Raw genomic sequence first — 16203 nt, 5'->3', positions numbered from 1 at the left:
AAAAAACGCCCGCAAAAGCGGGCGTTTTTATTTTCGTTGTCAGGCCGTGACGGTCACGCTCTGGCCTTCAAAGCTCACCGTCTGACCAGCGACGATTTTGCAGCGTTTGCGGGTTTCCACCGCGCCGTCGACTTTTACCAGCCCGTCGGCGATGGCGATCTTCGCCTGGGCGCCGCTTTCGCTCCAGCCTTCCAGCTTCAGCAGATCGCACAGCTCAACGTGCGGGTGTTTACCTAAGGAAAATGTCGCCATCTCAGGCCTCCTCAACGTCGTGATACTCTTCGCACGCCTGCAGCGTGTTCTGGATCAGGGTGGCGACGGTCATCGGGCCAACGCCGCCGGGAACCGGGGTGATGTAGGACGCGCGTTCGGCGGCATCTTCATACACCACGTCGCCGACCACTTTGCCGCTTTCCAGACGGTTGATGCCGACATCGACCACAATCGCCCCTTCTTTAATCCACTCGCCAGGAATAAAGCCCGGTTTGCCCACCGCGACGATCAGCAGGTCGGCGTTTTCGACATGATGGCGCAGGTTTTTTGTAAAGCGGTGGGTGACGGTGGTGGTGCAGCCGGCCAGCAGCAGCTCCATGCTCATCGGGCGACCGACGATATTGGAGGCGCCAATGACCACCGCATTGAGGCCGTAGGTGTCGATATTGTAGCGTTCCAGCAAGGTCACGATACCGCGCGGAGTGCACGGACGCAGGCGCGGCGCGCGCTGGCACAGGCGGCCAACGTTGTAAGGATGGAAGCCGTCGACGTCTTTATCCGGCGCGATGCGCTCGAGAACTTTGACGTTATCGATCCCTGCCGGCAGGGGCAGCTGAACCAGAATACCGTCGATGGTCTTATCGGCATTCAGAGTGTCGATAAGCTCCAGCAGCTCGGCTTCGCTGGTGGTTTCCGGGAGATCGTAAGAGCGGGAGACGAAGCCCACTTCTTCACATGCTTTGCGCTTGCTGCCGACATAAATCTGCGAGGCCGGGTTGCTGCCGACCAGCACCACGGCCAGCCCAGGGGCGCGTTTTCCGGCCGCAACGCGAGCCTTCACTTTTTCCGCAACCTCAGAGCGTACCTGCTGCGCAATCGTTTTACCGTCAATAATTTTTGCTGCCATCAGAGAGAGGATTCCATCTGTATCTTTACGAAAGGGGGATGAGGATATTTTGTCAGAAGCGGGCCTCGCTGTCAGTCCTCGTTTGCTGTTTTATCCTGTCTGAGGCTAATTTAGCCTGTTATGACCATGGTTATTACATGGTTATTGGTGCGTTGCGCCTGGCCACTGAGTCGATTTACGCGCGCATTAGGCCCGGCGGTATGCTTCTTGTACAGTTGGTGGAGGATATTTCGCCAGCGTCGTATAAGCCCCGCAGTTTCCTGGCAAAATGGATTGACTCAACCGACGTGGACCGTATAATTCCACGCGTTTCACTCCGCGAAGCACTCGCTTCTCAGGGCGCCCTTAGCTCAGCTGGATAGAGCAACGGCCTTCTAAGCCGTAGGTCACAGGTTCGAATCCTGTAGGGCGTGCCATTTAATAATCAATCACTTATCAACTTCCTCCAGTCGCTGATTTTTCCTTGTGGGACATATTTGGGACATCTTCTGCAAAAATTTGCAAAAATTGAGTCAATTTGACGTGCGTGCTCAGTTAAATGGTTAGGTGCCAGGTGAGCATATCGACGGACCATTTCGATGATTCTAATGTCTTGTAGTATCTGTCGGACGATGGCCAGTCAGAGTACAGCATTACTGCTCTGTAATATCGAACAGAATGGTTAATGCTGGTTATAGCTGAGTGCAGAATAAGCGCTCTGCAGGAATGTGAAAATATGTTGCCGGTAACAGGCTAATAGTCATTATAGCTTTAGGTTCTGTCTGACTGGGTTAAATATCGCATTTTAAGCTGGCGTGAAGTACAGTTGTTATAGATCAATATTGAACACTATTTGAAAGCATACCCTCGATGTTCATCCACTGCCTGGAAAGATCCGAATGAACATCAAATTCGTCGCCATCTCCGTATTCGCTGTTGTGTGCGTCTTTGCATCAGATATTTCCATCGCCAAATCGAATTCCTTAAGCGATGATCAGGTCAGTCAAAGGATTATTGATGACTCTGTCGCATCCTACCCCGGTACTTGTGCCTGTCCCTTCAATACCGCCCGGAACGGCAGCTCGTGCGGTGGCCGCAGTGCCTGGAGCAAAGCTGGTGGGTACTCACCTATTTGCTACAAGAAAGAGGTAACAAAGGAGATGGTTAAGGCGTGGCGACAAGAGAATCAATGATAACGATCAATATCTGAACCAGGTGATTACTTACACTGGAATAGTAGTTTAAATAATATTAAATGATTATTTCGAATACTGCAGCCTATTTGCAGTAAGCACTGTTCTGGTAGAGGCGGCAGAGGCCACGGCGTATATCTTTTTACCTTGTGATATTTGAACCCAGCAAATCTATTTCCCCTGCCTGATAGACTTAGTGTCACCGTATCCTGTTACTAAGAGCACGGGGCTACCTACTCATAAGACACTTCCTCTTCTTACGAGGAAACCGGTTCAGCGTGTTGTGTGTGGAGACAGTACCCATCAACTCAAACTGATAACAAAAAGTTTAATTTTTTTCCCCGCCGCGCTGACTATAGTTAGGGCACTTTCACTTGCCCAATAAGGTTACGATTATGAAATTAGTTATCGCCTCCGTAATTTCTCTACTCAGCTTCAGCGCGCTGGCGGCGCCAGAGGGGACGCTCAGCGTACACATTCTTAATCAGCAAACCGGGCTCCCTTCACCGGGGGTGCAGATTGAGCTGGATAAACAGCAGGGGGAGAGCTGGCAGCATATCGCCACCGGTAAAACGGATGCCGATGGGCGGATTAAATCGCTCTATCCGCAGGCGGAGAATATGGAGCCGGGGGTGTATAAAGTGACGTTTAAAACTGGTGACTATTTTAAAAGCCAAAATATGAATACGTTCTTCCCGGTGATTCCGGTTATTTTCAATGTTACAAAGCAAAATCAAAAACTGCATATCCCGCTGCTGCTCAGTCAGTACGGATACTCTACCTACCGCGGCAGCTGATGACCCAAGCCGCTATCCAGCCAACGCCTGCGCGGCTTCCGCAGGCGTCACGCTTTTCTCGCACCACGATGTCCACGCCTAACGCTCGGTCTCTTTCTCTTTAAAGTGTTTAACGGCTTCGTCGTACATCGCCAGCAGGCCGGAAATTTCGCCTTCATATTGCGGCACGCGCTGGGCGCGAACGAGCTCAATCAGCAGCGCATAGGCTGCTTCTTCCGGGGCCGCATGTGGATTAATAAGTCCAGACATATCACCTCCTTAACAGTGGGCCTTTAGCCTACCCCTCGGCGGGAAAACGCAACAGCCTGATATGCAACCAGTACTTCTTATATGGCTCTTGTGAAACCTCAGAGGCGAAGACCACGGCGGAAATCAATTGAAGGAGGGGTTATCCAGACCACTGGCGTGGCGATTAGCGGTGCATCTACACCGGCAGGAGGCTCATCATCAGCCAGGCGATGGCGATGCAGATAAGGGTCATCGACAGCACAAAATTCATGGTAGCTCCTCTTCATCCTTTCTTTACTCAACGTAAATTTTGACAGCGATGATCGCCTTTATCCTTGGCGATTTGTGCCGCTATCCGGCGGTGGGCTGGGGAAAGACGGCCTGTTTCCCCGTGAAGGCCAGCAAAATATCCTCTTTGTCAGGGTTATAGTGATGACATCAATGAATAAGCTGCATCACATTGGTTATGTTGGTCTTTCCGCCTGAAGAATGACTTCGGGTCGCTGATAAGCTTGCTGGGGGACTAACAGGATGAGCACTACACCGTTAACGCTTTCTTTTGCCGGACAACAACCGCCCCTCGCCCTGCCGCAGGTGCCGGGAACGCGGGGGCCGGTGGGAGTCGACATGCGCGGGCTAAATCAGTCCGGATTCTGCAGCTATGACCCCGGCTTCGCCAACACCGCCGGATGCCAGTCGGCGATCTCGTGGATCGATACGGAAAACAGCGTGCTATTGCACCGCGGCTATCCGGTGGATCAGCTGGCTCGCCAGTGCGATTTTCTCGAAGTGGCCTACATCATGCTGAACGGTGACGCGCCGGATGAGGCCAGCTATCAAACCTTTCGCGAGACCATCACCCGCCATACTCTGGTCCATGAGCAGATAGCCCGCATGTGCAGCGGCTTTCGTCGCGACTCGCACCCGATGGCGCTGATGTGCGCCCTGGTGGGGGCGCTGGCGGCGTTTTATCATGACGTCCTGGACGTGGAAAATCCGCAGCACCGGGCGCTGGCCGCCACCCGGCTGCTGTCGAAAATGCCCACTATCGCCGCCATGAGCTACAAGTACACCATTGAGCAACCCGCGGCGTATCCGCGCAACGATCTCTCCTATGCCGGTAATTTCCTGCAGATGCTGTTTGCTATCCCGGCGGAAAAATACGTTCTCAATCCGGTTATCGAGCAGGCGATGAACCAGATCCTGGTGCTGCATGCCGATCACGGGCAGTGCGCCTCGACCACTACGGTGCGCGCGGCGGGCTCCTCCGGGGCGAACTTATTCGCCTGCGTCGCCGCCGGGCTGGCGTCGCTGTGGGGGCCGATGCATGGCGGAGCAAATGAATCGAGCATGCGAATGCTGGAGGAGATTGAAAGCGTCGATCAGGTTCCGGCGTTTCTGCGCCAGGCGAAGCGCGATCCGCAGGCATTTCGCCGGCTGGGTTTTGGCAACTCGCGCTACCGTCACCGTGACCCGCGCGCCGATATCCTGCGTGAAACCAGCCATCGGGTGCTGGCGGAGGTAGGCATGTCCGACCGCCTGCTGCAGGTGGCGATGGCCCTTGAGGACGTGGCGCTGACCGACCCCTATTTTGTGGACAATGGCCTGTCGCCAAGCGTGGATTTCTATACCGCGGTGATCCTTAAAGCGATGAATCTGCCTTCGTCGATGTTTGCGGTGGTCACCGCGGTCGGTCGGACGGTCGGTTGGGTGGCGCACTGGAACGAGATGCACCTGGCGCCGCTGACCATCTACCGGCCACGGCAGATTTACGTTGGCGAGGGCTATCGGGATTACGTCTCCCGACGCGGCGAGCGGTCTGCTGAGCTAAGGTAATGCCTTACAGGCAGGAGGCGCGCGGCGTCTTCCTGCCCAGGCGGGTTACTACTCAGAGATGCCGGGAGAGCAGATAGTGCTCGACGGCGGTATATTCGGTTAACCGGGTATACAGCGCCAACAGGGCGCTGAGAAAAGCGCCTACCTCACAGGCCTGCGGCCTGGGCGTGGCGAGTAATGGCTGTAGCGTAGCTCTCAGTTGATCAAGGTCGGGCTTCAGCACATACGGTATATGCAGGGTGCTGAGGATGGTTTCAGTCTGCTGGAAATCATGACGAGATGGCAACGCCTCGTCTGCGCTTAGCCAGCTCAGGATAATCAACATGAGGCGATTTTTAGCGTAGAGATACGATTTCATGGCCTGTCTCCTGTCGGTAGTGGCGCAACACCATCCCCTGAACTTTGTTCATCAGTTCCACGTTATTTTTCACCGCCAGCTTGCTAAGGACGCGTGAACGGTAGTAGTAGACCCGTTTGATCGTGAGCTGCATGGTGCTGGCCACGTGACACAACGGCATTCCCCCCATCAGCAGGCTGATTAAAAAAGTTTCCTTACGGGTCAGGTTATAGCTGTCAGGTATGGCGATATAGAGCTTGTCGGCGGGGGGCGATGTCAAGCGCGGACCGCGGGCAAGGGCAGCGCTGAGCCCGGCAAAACTGGTGATGAACTCTGCGCCGAGCACAATGGCGAGGCTGCGTTCGAGCTCGCTCAACGGGTAGCCTGATTTGGCAAAAATAAAGATCCGGATCAGGGGATTAAACGATTTTAAACTGAGCGCGACCTGCAGTACTTCGATGCTGACGCTGCTGTAATCAATAAGGATGGTGCTTAGCCGGGCTCCGGCATCGGTCGCAAAAAAAGTATAGAACATCTCACTCTGTCCACTAAACGGGTAACAGAGTATTTCTTTAATATCCAGAGGCTTGCTGTTTGGTTCATTAATATACGCTTTCAGGGCAATATTAAAATATTCTGAATCCGCAATGCAGATCAACATAATGACCTCCTGGCATAAATACGCTGTGCATGCTGTCCTGCCTGATTCGACAATTTACTGTAGAGAATACCCGCCATAAATAACATACTCCCTGCGCTTTCAATCCAGGGGGGAGAACGTGGGAGGAGGTGGTTAATAATGAGGGTGAGATAGTTAGATCGCATTTCTCGAATGTTTTTTAGAAAATAAAAAATAAAAATTACCTTTTATTTACAATTAGTTATGTTTTTATTGTGCGTTTGTTGTATTTCTTTTTCAGAGTGGTGTTAAGACTTTTCTATAAAAAGTAGAAATGGTCCTGGTGGCGAATTTGAATAATAAATAATGAAGTGAGTAGGATGTCAGTGCAGGGAAGGGGTTAAAAGATAACAGGCTAATCCAATGGACTGAGTATTAATAAATTGTACGTATAAAGTACGCCAGGGGTATTTCCTGAACGATTCTCCATAAGCGTGGTGATGAGGAGTGAATATGAAAAAATACAGCAAAGGAATGGCATCTTTCGTGGTGATGATGATGCTTTCTCCGGTAGCGGCGCAGGCTGCTGATGGCAAAGTCACCTTTAATGGTGAAGTCATCGACAATACCTGTACGGTAAAGAATAAAGACAAGACGGTAACCCTGCCGACGGTCCAGCGCTCGGCGCTCAGCAGCGCGGGCGAGACGGCGGGCGTGGTTCCCTTCACTATCGATCTGACGAGCTGTTCCCCGGGGACCAATGTCTCGGTGTACTTCGAGAAGGATCAAAACGTTTCCACGGAGGGCCGACTAAAAAACACTCTGACTGACGGCACGGAAGCAGAAAACGTCGATGTGGAGCTGCTGAACACCCGGTTTACGCCGATTAACCTCGCGGAGACCCCGGCGGTCGCTGCAGACGGCACCATTGCTCGCCCGGACGTGATCCCGGTGGCGGTGGCTGAGCAGGATGGTTCCGCCTCGCTGCCTTTCTATGCCCGCTACTATGCGACCGACGCCGCTACGGCTGGAAAAGTCGCTACCTACGTCAACTTTACGGTGGTCTATCCGTAACCCCTGTCCACGGCCCCGCTCAGGGGCCGTTTATCCACCCGGCAAGGAGGAGGTGAATATGCGGCGTATGGTTCTGGCACTGCTGCTGTCCAGCTATTTACCCTCGGCGGACGCCAGTATGGTTATTGACGGCACACGGATTATTTTTTCCGGCGACAAAAAAGAGATCGCCGTCCGGGCCACCAATATGGGGGAGACCCCCTCTCTGACGCAGGTCTGGGTCGACGATGGCCGCGTGCAAAATCAACCGGAAAAGGATGCGGCGCCGTTTATTGTGCTGCCGCCGATTGTGCGCATCGAACCGGGAAAAGGCCAGAGCTGGCGCCTGGTGTTTAACGGCAGCCGCCTGCCGCAGGATCGGGAATCGCTGTTCTGGTTCAATCTTCTGGATATCCCACCTGAGCCGAAAAATGGCAAGACTGACAATTACCTGCAGCTCGCGATACGGTCGCGTATCAAGCTGTTTTACCGTCCGGCAGGCGTGGCGGCGGAAAAAATAGCCGCGGAAAAAGCCCTGAGCTGGGCGCTGGCTCCTACGGGCAACGGGCTGCGGGTGAGCAATGCCTCAGCGTGCTATATCACCATCGACAGCATCACCCTTAACGGACAAAAACACGCTGCCGGCATGGTCGCCCCGTTTTCCTCGCTGGAGATCGCGCCTAAAGGGGTCGCGCTGCGCACGCTGCCAGCCAAATTCAGCTTCACCACCATCAATGATTACGGCGCGGTAGTGAATCATAATTATCCTCAGTAAGGACATTATTATGAAACTCAGGGAGATCAAGGTTGGGTTGATGCTGCTCCTTCCCTGGCAGGAGGCATGGGCGGCAGAGGCGTTTAGTTTTAACCGCGCCCATTTGCACGGCGCCGCGCAGGTTGATCTCCAGAAATATCAATACGGTAATCCACTACACGCCGGACAGTACCGCAGCACGCTCTCGGTGAATGGCCGGGACCTGGGGGAAGAAACGTTTGTTATCCAGGAACACGATGGCCAGCTTGAGCCCTGCATCTCACCCTCGCTGTTCGACGCTCTGCAGCTGAAGGATGCCCAGTGGCCAACCGCGGCCACCTGCCTGCGTTTTTCGCAGATCGATAAGGCGATCGGCTGGGAGTATGACAGCGGGGAAAACGTCCTGCGGGTAAATATGCCCCAGGCGCTGCTGCAACCCCATTATCGGGGGGCGGTGAACCTGAAAAAGGTGGATAGCGGCGTGCCCGCCGCGGTGCTGCGCTACCAGGCCAATAGCTATCAGAGCATCGTCGACGGGGATAGCAGCAGCCATCATTATCTCGGGCTGGATGCCAGCCTGCGCGCCTTTGGCTGGCGGTTACATCACCAGTCCAGCTACCAGGCGCAGGAAGGGAATACGCACTGGGATAGCATTGCCACCTGGGCTGAGAGAAGTGTAGTGAACTGGGCGTCCACGTTACGGCTGGGTCAGGGATGGACCGACGGAACCTTCTTTGACAGCGTCAGTTTTATCGGCGGCAGGCTGGCTACCGATGTGCGCATGCTGCCGGGCTCTCGCCGCGGTTTTGCGCCGTCGGTCAGCGGCGTGGCGCGCACCAACGCCCGCGTAACGGTCACCCAGAACGGCGCCCTGTTGTACGAGGCAACGGTTCCGCCGGGCAAATTCACCTTCGACGATCTCTATCCCACCAACGCCGGCGGCGATTTACAGGTGACGATCCACGAGGCGGATGGCAGTCAGGACACCTTTACCGTGCCGTACGCCACGCTGCCTGGCCTGGTGCGGGCAGGCGCGGTCTATTATGATCTGTCGCTGGGCTATCTGGATGAGGACGGGATCGCCGGGCGGCCGGGATTTGGCGAAGCCACGCTGCAGTACGGCTTCAATGACTATATCAGCGGCTATACCGGCGCTAACGCGACGACAGATTATTACTCGACGCTGGTCGGCAGCGCCTTCAATACCTACTGGGGCGCGCTGGCGGTCGATCTTTCCCGTTCTGCGGCGAAGGGCAGGGAGCACGGCTGGCAGGAGGGCTACCGCTGGCGGGTGTCCGCATCAAAATCGTTTACATCCGATACGCGAATGCTGCTCTCGATGAGCCACAGCAACGACGGCAATTATCGCTCCATTCGCGATGCCGCCTGGGAGCACGACCGGCACCCCAACGACTGGCGGGAGATGACCCGCTACAGCGCGACGTTGTCTCAGCAGGCCGGCAGCGGCAGTCTGTCATTTAACGGAATCTGGAGTGAGGATGTCCGCCACCACCGCTGGCGCTCATATCAGCTGGGCTATGCCAACCGCTATGGTCAGCTCAATTATTATCTGTATGCCCAGCAGAGCCAGGATATCCATCACCGCAATAATCAGGTGGTGGGCGTCTCCTTTTCGCTGCCGTTCGGGCAGGCGGGCAGCCTGACCACCCGCTTTAACCACGATAAAAACTACGGCAGCCAGCTGCAGTCCAGCTATACCGGCAGCGCAGGCGAGAAAAACGCCTTCAGCTACGGTTTGACCGCCAGCTACGACATGCCGCGGGAGAACCCAAATGAAGCCAGCGTTGCGGCCAACGGTAGCCTGCGGACGGATTATGCGTACCTGAACGCCAGCGCCAGCGCCGGTCGCCATCAGCAGCAGTACTCGCTGGGGGCATCGGGCGCCCTGGTAGCGCATCAGGGCGGCATGACCGCCACCCCCGAACTGGGGGAAACCTTCGCCATTGTGGAAGCGCCCGGCGCGGTGGGGGCCCGGGTGGCTAACCGCCTTGGACAGCCGATTAACCGCCAGGGTTTTACGATCATCCCTTACCTCGATCCCTTTACCGCTAACTGGCTGGATCTCGATCCGCAGGGTCTGAACGACCATGTGGAGATTGTCTCCAGCAGCACGACGGTGGTGCCCGATTCGGGCGCGGCGGTGAAGGTCAAATTTGTCACGCGTACCGGCTATCCCTGGTTTGCCCATGTCACGCTGCCGGATGGCGCGGCGCCCCCGCTGGGCGCGGAGGTGTTCGACGACAACGGTCGGGCGGTTGGCGCCGTCGGTCAGGGCGGGCTGCTGTATGCCCGAGTGCCGCAAGACCACGGCAGCGTCTCGGTAGTATGGGGCGAACGCAGCGGGCAACGCTGCCGGTTGGCCTATGCCATCCGCGACGACGCGGTGCAGCAGGTTAGCAGCGGCACGCCGCATAAGGTCTGCCGGCCGGGAATAAAGGAGAAGTAATATGAAAAAAATCATCGCATCAGGGGTACCTCTTCTGCTGGCCGGCGGGTACTGCGCTTCGCTGTCGGCAGCGTGCCAGATGGTCAGTGGCAAAACTATCGAGTATTCAGTGAACGTCAGCCAGGCCAGTATCAACCTTGACGTCAGCGATCTCCCCATCGGCTCCCTGCTATACAGCTACGGAGGAATGATTATCACTAATAACGAACGCTGGGAGATCGCCTGCAGCGGCAGCGAGCCCGGCGGGTTTCAGAGCATTGGCGGTTCCCGGGTCGGCCCGGCGGGAGACGGCAAGCCGGGGGATATCTACAGCATCGACCGCCTGCCGGGCATCGGCTACAGCTTTCAGATGGGGGAACAGGATGGAATTAATTTCGATCCCCTGTTCACGGCCTGGCCTTCCGCGCCGGTATTTTCCGGCCAGCGCGCATTTCAGGCGGAAAATAAAAAACCGACCATCTATTTCTGGCGGATTGCCGATAACGGCGGTCTACCGCCGCCGGGCGAATATTGCCTTAATGATTACCTTGGCGATATTTATCTTGGCGGAGTACAGGCGATGCGCTTCAGCGTCAGCGGGCTCTGTATTCAGGTCAAATCACCCACCTGCAAGATTACTGACGACAGTAAAAACATTAACGTCTTCCTCGGACGGCATAACAAAACCGCATTTACCGGGCTCAACAGCACCACCGCCCCGGTTCCTTTTAACATCAACCTGACGAACTGTGAAAATGTCGGCAGCGTGTTTATGCAGTTTAACGCGACGGTGGACAGCGCTGTCGCCGCCAACGAAGTGATTAAAATCGATGACCAACCTGAAGGGGCATCCGGACTTGGCGTGCAGATCCTCAGTGCCGGCGGCTCGCTGGTGCCGCTAAACCAGGTGAGCCAGGTCTGGTCCGGGAAAAAAGGCAGTCAGACGAACTATCGTTTATCCTATCAGGCCCGCTATATCCAGACGCAGCCCGCAGTGACTGCGGGCGAAGCGAACGCCAGCGCGACCTTCGTGGTGACTTATAACTGATCTGCCTGGCGGCGCGGCGCCGTCAGGCATGCGCCAGTAAAGGAAACATCAACTTCCTGTCTTTAAACAGGTTTTCCTTCTGGTCATAGACGAAGAGGATATCTTCTCCCTCTATCTTCTCATACTCGCCGAGCCGGTCTTCACTGGGGGTAAAACCGAGGATGGCCTGGTAAACGTGGTCATCGGCCAGTTCGTTGACCAGCGTCGACAGGCTCTTGCCCACGTCGCAGAATAGATCAAAGCAGATCAGCACCGGACCGTTTTGCATGGCGATGACCACCGCCTCATTTTTTGCCGAGTAATAGACAAAATGCTTCATAAAGGCTGAGCAGTAAAACATCAGCAGGCCAAAGTTATGCTCCACCCGCAGCGGTGAGAACGGGTTGGATTTTTCATAGTAATGGCGGAGCAGGGCGACATCGTCAGCGCTGTCCATATCCAGTTTACGAAAATCACCGGCTCGCGGGGAGACCGGCATAATATATTGATACTCTTCGCTGCGGGTGAAGCCAAATTTGGGGTAAAAATCCACCGTGGTGGGATTGGCGAATAAAAAGAAGGCGTCCGCCTCCTGCTGCCAGTCCTGCAGGATGTGATGGATAAGCTGGCCGGCTAATCCCTTATTACGGTGGTCCGGCTCGGTCATCACGGTGCCAATCTGAATATAACGCCGGGGCGCGCCCTGCCAGCGCAGGTCGATGATGTTGGCCGAAGCGTTAGCGATAACTTTATTGCGTTCGACAAAAGCATAGGGGATATAGGCATCGGTCCAGTAACCTTGCTGATACCACTCTTCAAAAGACAGGTCAAAAGTCTTAACGGCAAGGTCAATGAAGCTTTTTCTTAATGGGTTATTTTCTCTGACTTGCTTCACTAATTGATAATTCATTGTCATAGTTCCTTCTCACTATGGCTTCTGAAAGCGGCGACGTCGGCAAAGGCACTTGCGTCGAATGAGCGCTGTAAACGTAGCATATCTGGGAAAAGGATCCGCAATGTCGATGCTTAACCTTTGCCCCAGTCACAAATAACCGCATGCTGGCCGTGTCAAACCGGGCGAAACGGACTGTTTGCGTTCGCTATCGCCATAATAAAGCGTGAGTAAAAGAGGTATTGGTCGAGAGGCTGAGGCAAATGTACTGGCTATTTTATCGACAATCGGCCGGGCCGTAGAGGTTAGGTTTATTTATTTATGCATTAAACAGGAAATTTTACGCGTTGCGTCTAATAATAGAGTAGTCCCCAGCGTAAGGGCTGAATTTATCCTGGAATCGGCTTATAATAACGCGCTTTGTGATTGAGTATTACCGCACGAATTGGAAAAATACTACGTGCAGGATCCGCTACTTTATTTCGCGGTTTTTGCTCAGCTATTATTGAGTGAATTAACAGGATTACTATGTCAAATTTACCCAAATTTTCCCGCGCGCTGTTGCACCCGCGTTACTGGCTATTGTGGCTGGGAATTGGCTTTTTGTGGCTGCTGGTGCAATTACCGTATCCGGTGATCTACCGTCTGGGAACGGCGCTTGGGCGGCTGGCAATGCGGGTGATGAAAAGCCGCGCGCGGATTGCCAGACGTAATCTCGAACTCTGCTTTCCCGAGATGAGCGCCGCCGACCGCGAGGCGCTGCTGGTGAAAAACTTTGAATCGCTGGGCATGGGGCTGATGGAGACCGGCATGGCCTGGTTCTGGCCGACGCACCGGGTAGCGCGCTGGACCGAGACCAGCGGCGTTAACGAGGTGGTGGAGCTTCTGGAAGAAAAGCAGGGCATTTTACTGATCGGTATCCATTTTCTGACCCTCGAAATGGGTGCGCGAATGTACGGCATGTTTACCCCAGGCATTGGCGTCTACCGGCCCAACGATAACCCGCTGATTGACTGGCTGCAAACCTGGGGACGCTTGCGCTCTAACAAGACCATGTTGGATCGAAAAAATCTGAAAGGGATGGTCAGGGCGCTAAAAGAGGGGGAAATTCTCTGGTACGCGCCGGATCATGACTACGGTCCGGCCAGCAGCGTCTTCGCCCCGCTGTTTGCCGTCGAACAGGCGGCGACCACCACCGGTACCTGGATGCTGGCGAAAATGTCCGGGGCGACGATTGTGCCGTTTGTTCCGCGGCGCAAGCCCAACGGCATGGGGTATGAATTGATCTCCCTGACGCCGGAGCGCACGCCGCCGCTGGCGAGCGCCGAGGTTACGGCGGCCTGGATGAATCAGATTATCGAACAGTGCATCCTGATGGCGCCCGAGCAATACATGTGGCTGCACCGGCGCTTTAAGACCCGCCCGGAAGGAGTACCGCCGCGTTACTGAACGCCTCGGCCAAAAAATAAGCGCATCGGTAGCACGCTCAGTAAATCGCCGTGTATACTGAAAGGGCCTGACTGAAGGCTAATTCCAAGGAGATTGCAGGATGAAAAAAGTGATAGTCGCGTTAGCCCTTTCCGCCGTTGCATTTGGCGCCTCCGCCGCGCAGTTGATTACCAAAGAAGAAGTGAAACACTTCAAACTGACCAAAGTCGGGCCGATCTCGGTGGGGCCGTCCGGTGGCGAATTCTCTTCGCCTTCCGATCTGCACGATCAGCTCTCCAAGCTGGCCGATGAGAAAGGCGGAAAGTACTACGTGATCACCGCTGCGCGTGAGCATGGCCCTAACTTTGAAGCCACAGCGGAAGTGTATAAATAACCTTTTTTAAAGCGTGCCGTATCGGCGCGCAACGCACTGAGCCTGGAGCGCGTTAAGCCTCCGGGCTTATTTTTTTCTGCTATCGGAATTGCCTTAGGCAATAGCGGCAGCGGAAATGCGTTTTTATCGCTATATATAGATTTCATGATCACGATGTTAATGAATTATTGCTTTTTATTGTTAATAAAGAGCCAATTCTGACCTAATGCCTGAGGGAGTGACCCCTGGCAAAAATAGGTAGGACAAATGTGTTATCATCGCGCCTTTCCCTTTTTGTCTGGGGCTTTCTTGTATGCTACAACCTGTTGTTCGCGTCGGTGAATGGCTGGTAACCCCCTCTGTAAACCAAATCAGCAGGAAGGGGCGCCAGCTTACCCTTGAACCGCGTTTAATCGATCTTCTGGTCTTTTTTGCCCGCCATCCGGGGGAAGTGCTTAGCCGGGACGAGCTTATCGAAAACGTCTGGACCCGGAACGTTGTGACCAGCCACGTCGTCACGCAGAGTATTTCTGAACTGCGCAAGTCGCTCAAAGACGGCGACGACGTTAGCCTTGAGTACATCGCGACGGTACCCAAACGGGGGTATAAGCTCACGGTGCCGGTGATCTGGTGCACCGAAGAGGGGGAGGAGCTAGCCCCGTCGATGGAGGCGCTGACGCCTTCGCCGTCGACCGCCGTTCCTGCGCCGTCGACCGCCGTTCCTGCGCCGTCGGCCGCCGGTGCGCCATCCGACGTCTCTGTCCCTCTCCCTGATGCCGCCGCGCCGCCACCGGCTCCTACCGTGGCCAGCGCGCCGTCAGGCCGCAAGCGCCTCACTACCGCTCTGGTGTGGGGGCTGTTCCTGTTGGCGCTGGGCACCTGCGTGGCGCTGGTGGCGCTGTCGAGCATGGAATCGCGGCCGCCGGTCAACAAGGCGCGTCTGCTGCTCAATCCGCGCGATATCGATATCCACCTGGTGAATGGCAACTCCTGCGCTAACTGGTCGTCGCAGCACTCCTACGCCGTAGGACTGGCCAGCCTGATCACCACCTCGCTGAACACCTTCTCGACCTTTATGGTGCATGACAAAACGGACTACAACATCAATGAGCCGAGCAGCTCCGGGAAAACGCTGACCATCGAGTTCGTCAATCAGCGCCACTATCGGGCGCAGCAGTGCTTTATGTCGGTCCAGCTGGTGGACAACGCCGACAGCTCGACGATGCTGGATAAGCGCTACTTTGTGACCAACGATAACCAGCTGACCATCCAGAACGATCTGATGAACAGCCTGTCGGATGCCCTGGCGCAGCCGTGGCCGGCGCGAATGCAGGCGATGCTCAGGCAATATCAGCCCTCGCAAAGCGTGGCGTTAACCTATTTCTACCAGTCGCATCAGCTGTTAATGAAGGGCGACGTCGATTCATTAAGTAAGGCCAGTAGCCTGCTGGATGATGTGATTAAGCGGGCGCCGGATTTTATTTACGCCTATGCCGAAAAAACGCTGGTGGATGTATTGCGCCATTCACAACAGCCGCTGGATGATAAACAGCTGGCCGCCCTCTACAGTGAAGTCGAGCGGGTAGGGGCGATGCCGGGTATAAAAGACATGGCGATTTATTATCAAATAAAAGCGGTGGATTCATTGGGGAAGGGCAAAGTCGACGAAGCAAATACCGCAATTAATAGTGCGATTGATTTAGAGATGTCATGGCTAAATTATGTGCTGTTAGGCAAAGTCTATGAGATGAAAGGTGAGAACCGTCTGGCTGCCGATTCTTACATCACGGCGTTTAATTTACGTCCTGGCGAAGATACCCTGTACTGGATTGAAAATGGGGTTTTCCAGACGTCGGTTAACCGAGTCGTTCCATATCTCGACAACTTTCTCTCTTCAGAATAAGCAAACCCTCATCATGTAAAAGGTTTTGGGCATGGTGAGGTTAAATTTATGTTTCTCATGAAGCCTCTTGTTGTTATTTTTATTTAGCATTCAGGAGGCTTTAAATAACAGTTGGGTAACACACCTTCCTCCTTATAAGTTGCTGTAATACAACGATGTTTATCTTTTTCTGACACCCTGTTGTCATGTTTATATGTTAAGCGAAAAAGGTCAAAATA

17 protein-coding genes, 1 tRNA gene and 1 pseudogene are annotated in these 16203 nt (G+C 54.7%); 12 read left to right on the top strand and 7 right to left on the bottom strand.

From position 1 onward, the window contains the following. Window positions 1-39: 39 nt before the first annotated feature. Window positions 40-252: a ribosome-associated protein YbcJ gene (gene ybcJ / locus AB1E37_RS19185; protein WP_004143016.1), complete on the bottom strand. Its 213-nt coding sequence runs from the start codon at window positions 250-252 to the stop codon at window positions 40-42. Window position 253: 1 nt separating this feature from the next. Further along, window positions 254-1120 carry a bifunctional methylenetetrahydrofolate dehydrogenase/methenyltetrahydrofolate cyclohydrolase FolD gene (gene folD / locus AB1E37_RS19180; RefSeq protein ID WP_004143017.1) on the bottom strand — a complete coding sequence of 289 codons (867 nt, stop codon included), beginning with the start codon at window positions 1118-1120 and terminating at the stop codon, window positions 254-256. 339 nt (window positions 1121-1459) lie between these two features. Here folD and AB1E37_RS19175 point away from each other — a divergent pair. Further along, window positions 1460-1536 (top strand) — tRNA-Arg (locus tag AB1E37_RS19175). Window positions 1537-1555: 19 nt separating this feature from the next. Here AB1E37_RS19175 and AB1E37_RS19170 read toward each other — a convergent pair. After that, window positions 1556-1721: pseudogene (locus AB1E37_RS19170) on the bottom strand (hypothetical protein); the annotation flags it as partial. A gap of 277 nt (window positions 1722-1998) precedes the next feature. Between AB1E37_RS19170 and AB1E37_RS19165 the strand changes: the two are divergent. Further along, entirely contained in the window at window positions 1999-2292 is a 294-nt protein-coding gene (locus AB1E37_RS19165) for a hypothetical protein (protein ID WP_002892360.1), read from the top strand. Between the two features lie 395 nt (window positions 2293-2687). Beyond that, window positions 2688-3089, top strand: coding sequence for a hydroxyisourate hydrolase (gene uraH, locus AB1E37_RS19160; protein ID WP_002892366.1), 402 nt, complete (start codon window positions 2688-2690; stop codon window positions 3087-3089). Between the two features lie 78 nt (window positions 3090-3167). On the opposite strand, the gene AB1E37_RS19155 is transcribed toward uraH, so the two are convergent. Then, complete coding sequence (locus tag AB1E37_RS19155; protein WP_002892370.1) at window positions 3168-3338, bottom strand: hypothetical protein; 171 nt, start codon at window positions 3336-3338, stop codon at window positions 3168-3170. A gap of 324 nt (window positions 3339-3662) precedes the next feature. Between AB1E37_RS19155 and AB1E37_RS19150 the strand changes: the two genes are divergently transcribed. Both AB1E37_RS19150 and AB1E37_RS19145 read left to right on the top strand, forming a co-directional pair. Beyond that, window positions 3663-3803 (top strand): hypothetical protein, encoded by a 141-nt coding sequence (locus AB1E37_RS19150; protein ID WP_004142684.1) that lies wholly within the window; start codon window positions 3663-3665, stop codon window positions 3801-3803. A 45-nt stretch (window positions 3804-3848) separates the two neighbouring features. Beyond that, complete coding sequence (locus AB1E37_RS19145; RefSeq protein ID WP_032436962.1) at window positions 3849-5153, top strand: citrate synthase; 1305 nt, start codon at window positions 3849-3851, stop codon at window positions 5151-5153. Window positions 5154-5205: 52 nt separating this feature from the next. Here AB1E37_RS19145 and AB1E37_RS19140 read toward each other — a convergent pair whose 3' ends face one another. Continuing rightward, window positions 5206-5511: a hypothetical protein gene (locus AB1E37_RS19140; RefSeq protein ID WP_004191501.1), complete on the bottom strand. Its 306-nt coding sequence runs from the start codon at window positions 5509-5511 to the stop codon at window positions 5206-5208. Beyond that, window positions 5489-6151, bottom strand: coding sequence for a LuxR C-terminal-related transcriptional regulator (locus tag AB1E37_RS19135; RefSeq protein ID WP_002892378.1), 663 nt, complete (start codon window positions 6149-6151; stop codon window positions 5489-5491). The genes AB1E37_RS19140 and AB1E37_RS19135 overlap by 23 nt, the downstream gene beginning before the upstream one ends. Before the next feature lie 471 nt (window positions 6152-6622). Here AB1E37_RS19135 and AB1E37_RS19130 point away from each other — a divergent pair, with 471 nt between their 5' ends. From AB1E37_RS19130 to AB1E37_RS19115, 4 genes are read left to right on the top strand one after another with little or no spacing between them, the layout of a single operon-like run. Next, entirely contained in the window at window positions 6623-7183 is a 561-nt protein-coding gene (locus AB1E37_RS19130; RefSeq protein WP_032436963.1) for a fimbrial protein, read from the top strand. A gap of 58 nt (window positions 7184-7241) precedes the next feature. Beyond that, window positions 7242-7937 carry a molecular chaperone gene (locus AB1E37_RS19125; RefSeq protein WP_032436965.1) on the top strand — a complete coding sequence of 232 codons (696 nt, stop codon included), beginning with the start codon at window positions 7242-7244 and terminating at the stop codon, window positions 7935-7937. Window positions 7938-7947: 10 nt separating this feature from the next. Next, window positions 7948-10383 carry a fimbria/pilus outer membrane usher protein gene (locus AB1E37_RS19120; protein ID WP_032447383.1) on the top strand — a complete coding sequence of 812 codons (2436 nt, stop codon included), beginning with the start codon at window positions 7948-7950 and terminating at the stop codon, window positions 10381-10383. Between the two features lies 1 nt (window position 10384). Continuing rightward, the gene (locus AB1E37_RS19115) at window positions 10385-11410 is read left to right on the top strand and encodes a fimbrial protein (protein WP_004147417.1); all 1026 of its coding nucleotides are present in this window, start codon (window positions 10385-10387) and stop codon (window positions 11408-11410) included. Between the two features lie 22 nt (window positions 11411-11432). Here AB1E37_RS19115 and AB1E37_RS19110 read toward each other — a convergent pair whose 3' ends face one another. Further along, window positions 11433-12299, bottom strand: a complete 867-nt coding sequence (locus AB1E37_RS19110; RefSeq protein WP_004223394.1) for a GNAT family N-acetyltransferase — start codon at window positions 12297-12299, stop codon at window positions 11433-11435. Window positions 12300-12809: 510 nt separating this feature from the next. Between AB1E37_RS19110 and AB1E37_RS19105 the strand changes: the two genes are divergently transcribed. The 3 genes from AB1E37_RS19105 (at window position 12810) to cadC (ending at window position 15985) form a co-directional block, all read left to right on the top strand. After that, window positions 12810-13730: a Kdo(2)-lipid IV(A) acyltransferase gene (locus AB1E37_RS19105; RefSeq protein ID WP_002892400.1), complete on the top strand. Its 921-nt coding sequence runs from the start codon at window positions 12810-12812 to the stop codon at window positions 13728-13730. Window positions 13731-13830: 100 nt separating this feature from the next. Continuing rightward, complete coding sequence (locus AB1E37_RS19100; RefSeq protein ID WP_002892402.1) at window positions 13831-14103, top strand: DUF1471 domain-containing protein; 273 nt, start codon at window positions 13831-13833, stop codon at window positions 14101-14103. A gap of 292 nt (window positions 14104-14395) precedes the next feature. Beyond that, complete coding sequence (cadC, locus tag AB1E37_RS19095) at window positions 14396-15985, top strand: lysine decarboxylation/transport transcriptional activator CadC (protein ID WP_029884676.1); 1590 nt, start codon at window positions 14396-14398, stop codon at window positions 15983-15985. The last annotated feature ends 218 nt before the right edge of the window (window positions 15986-16203 follow it).

This window comes from Klebsiella sp. Shm-1, assembly GCF_040804525.1.
Lineage (GTDB): Bacteria > Pseudomonadota > Gammaproteobacteria > Enterobacterales > Enterobacteriaceae > Klebsiella > Klebsiella pneumoniae.
This window is presented reverse-complemented; position numbering and strand designations above follow the sequence as displayed.

Bases quoted from the DNA above. Each gene is read 5' to 3' on its own strand.
- ybcJ (WP_004143016.1), bottom strand. From the start codon at position 252: ATGGCGACATTTTCCTTAGGTAAACACCCGCACGTTGAGCTGTGCGAT.
- folD (WP_004143017.1), bottom strand. From the start codon at position 1,120: ATGGCAGCAAAAATTATTGACGGTAAAACGATTGCGCAGCAGGTACGC.
- AB1E37_RS19165 (WP_002892360.1), top strand. From the start codon at position 1,999: ATGAACATCAAATTCGTCGCCATCTCCGTATTCGCTGTTGTGTGCGTC.
- uraH (WP_002892366.1), top strand. From the start codon at position 2,688: ATGAAATTAGTTATCGCCTCCGTAATTTCTCTACTCAGCTTCAGCGCG.
- AB1E37_RS19155 (WP_002892370.1), bottom strand. From the start codon at position 3,338: ATGTCTGGACTTATTAATCCACATGCGGCCCCGGAAGAAGCAGCCTAT.
- AB1E37_RS19145 (WP_032436962.1), top strand. From the start codon at position 3,849: ATGAGCACTACACCGTTAACGCTTTCTTTTGCCGGACAACAACCGCCC.
- AB1E37_RS19140 (WP_004191501.1), bottom strand. From the start codon at position 5,511: ATGAAATCGTATCTCTACGCTAAAAATCGCCTCATGTTGATTATCCTG.
- AB1E37_RS19135 (WP_002892378.1), bottom strand. From the start codon at position 6,151: ATGTTGATCTGCATTGCGGATTCAGAATATTTTAATATTGCCCTGAAA.
- AB1E37_RS19130 (WP_032436963.1), top strand. From the start codon at position 6,623: ATGAAAAAATACAGCAAAGGAATGGCATCTTTCGTGGTGATGATGATG.
- AB1E37_RS19125 (WP_032436965.1), top strand. From the start codon at position 7,242: ATGCGGCGTATGGTTCTGGCACTGCTGCTGTCCAGCTATTTACCCTCG.
- AB1E37_RS19120 (WP_032447383.1), top strand. From the start codon at position 7,948: ATGAAACTCAGGGAGATCAAGGTTGGGTTGATGCTGCTCCTTCCCTGG.
- AB1E37_RS19115 (WP_004147417.1), top strand. From the start codon at position 10,385: ATGAAAAAAATCATCGCATCAGGGGTACCTCTTCTGCTGGCCGGCGGG.
- AB1E37_RS19110 (WP_004223394.1), bottom strand. From the start codon at position 12,299: ATGAATTATCAATTAGTGAAGCAAGTCAGAGAAAATAACCCATTAAGA.
- AB1E37_RS19105 (WP_002892400.1), top strand. From the start codon at position 12,810: ATGTCAAATTTACCCAAATTTTCCCGCGCGCTGTTGCACCCGCGTTAC.
- AB1E37_RS19100 (WP_002892402.1), top strand. From the start codon at position 13,831: ATGAAAAAAGTGATAGTCGCGTTAGCCCTTTCCGCCGTTGCATTTGGC.
- cadC (WP_029884676.1), top strand. From the start codon at position 14,396: ATGCTACAACCTGTTGTTCGCGTCGGTGAATGGCTGGTAACCCCCTCT.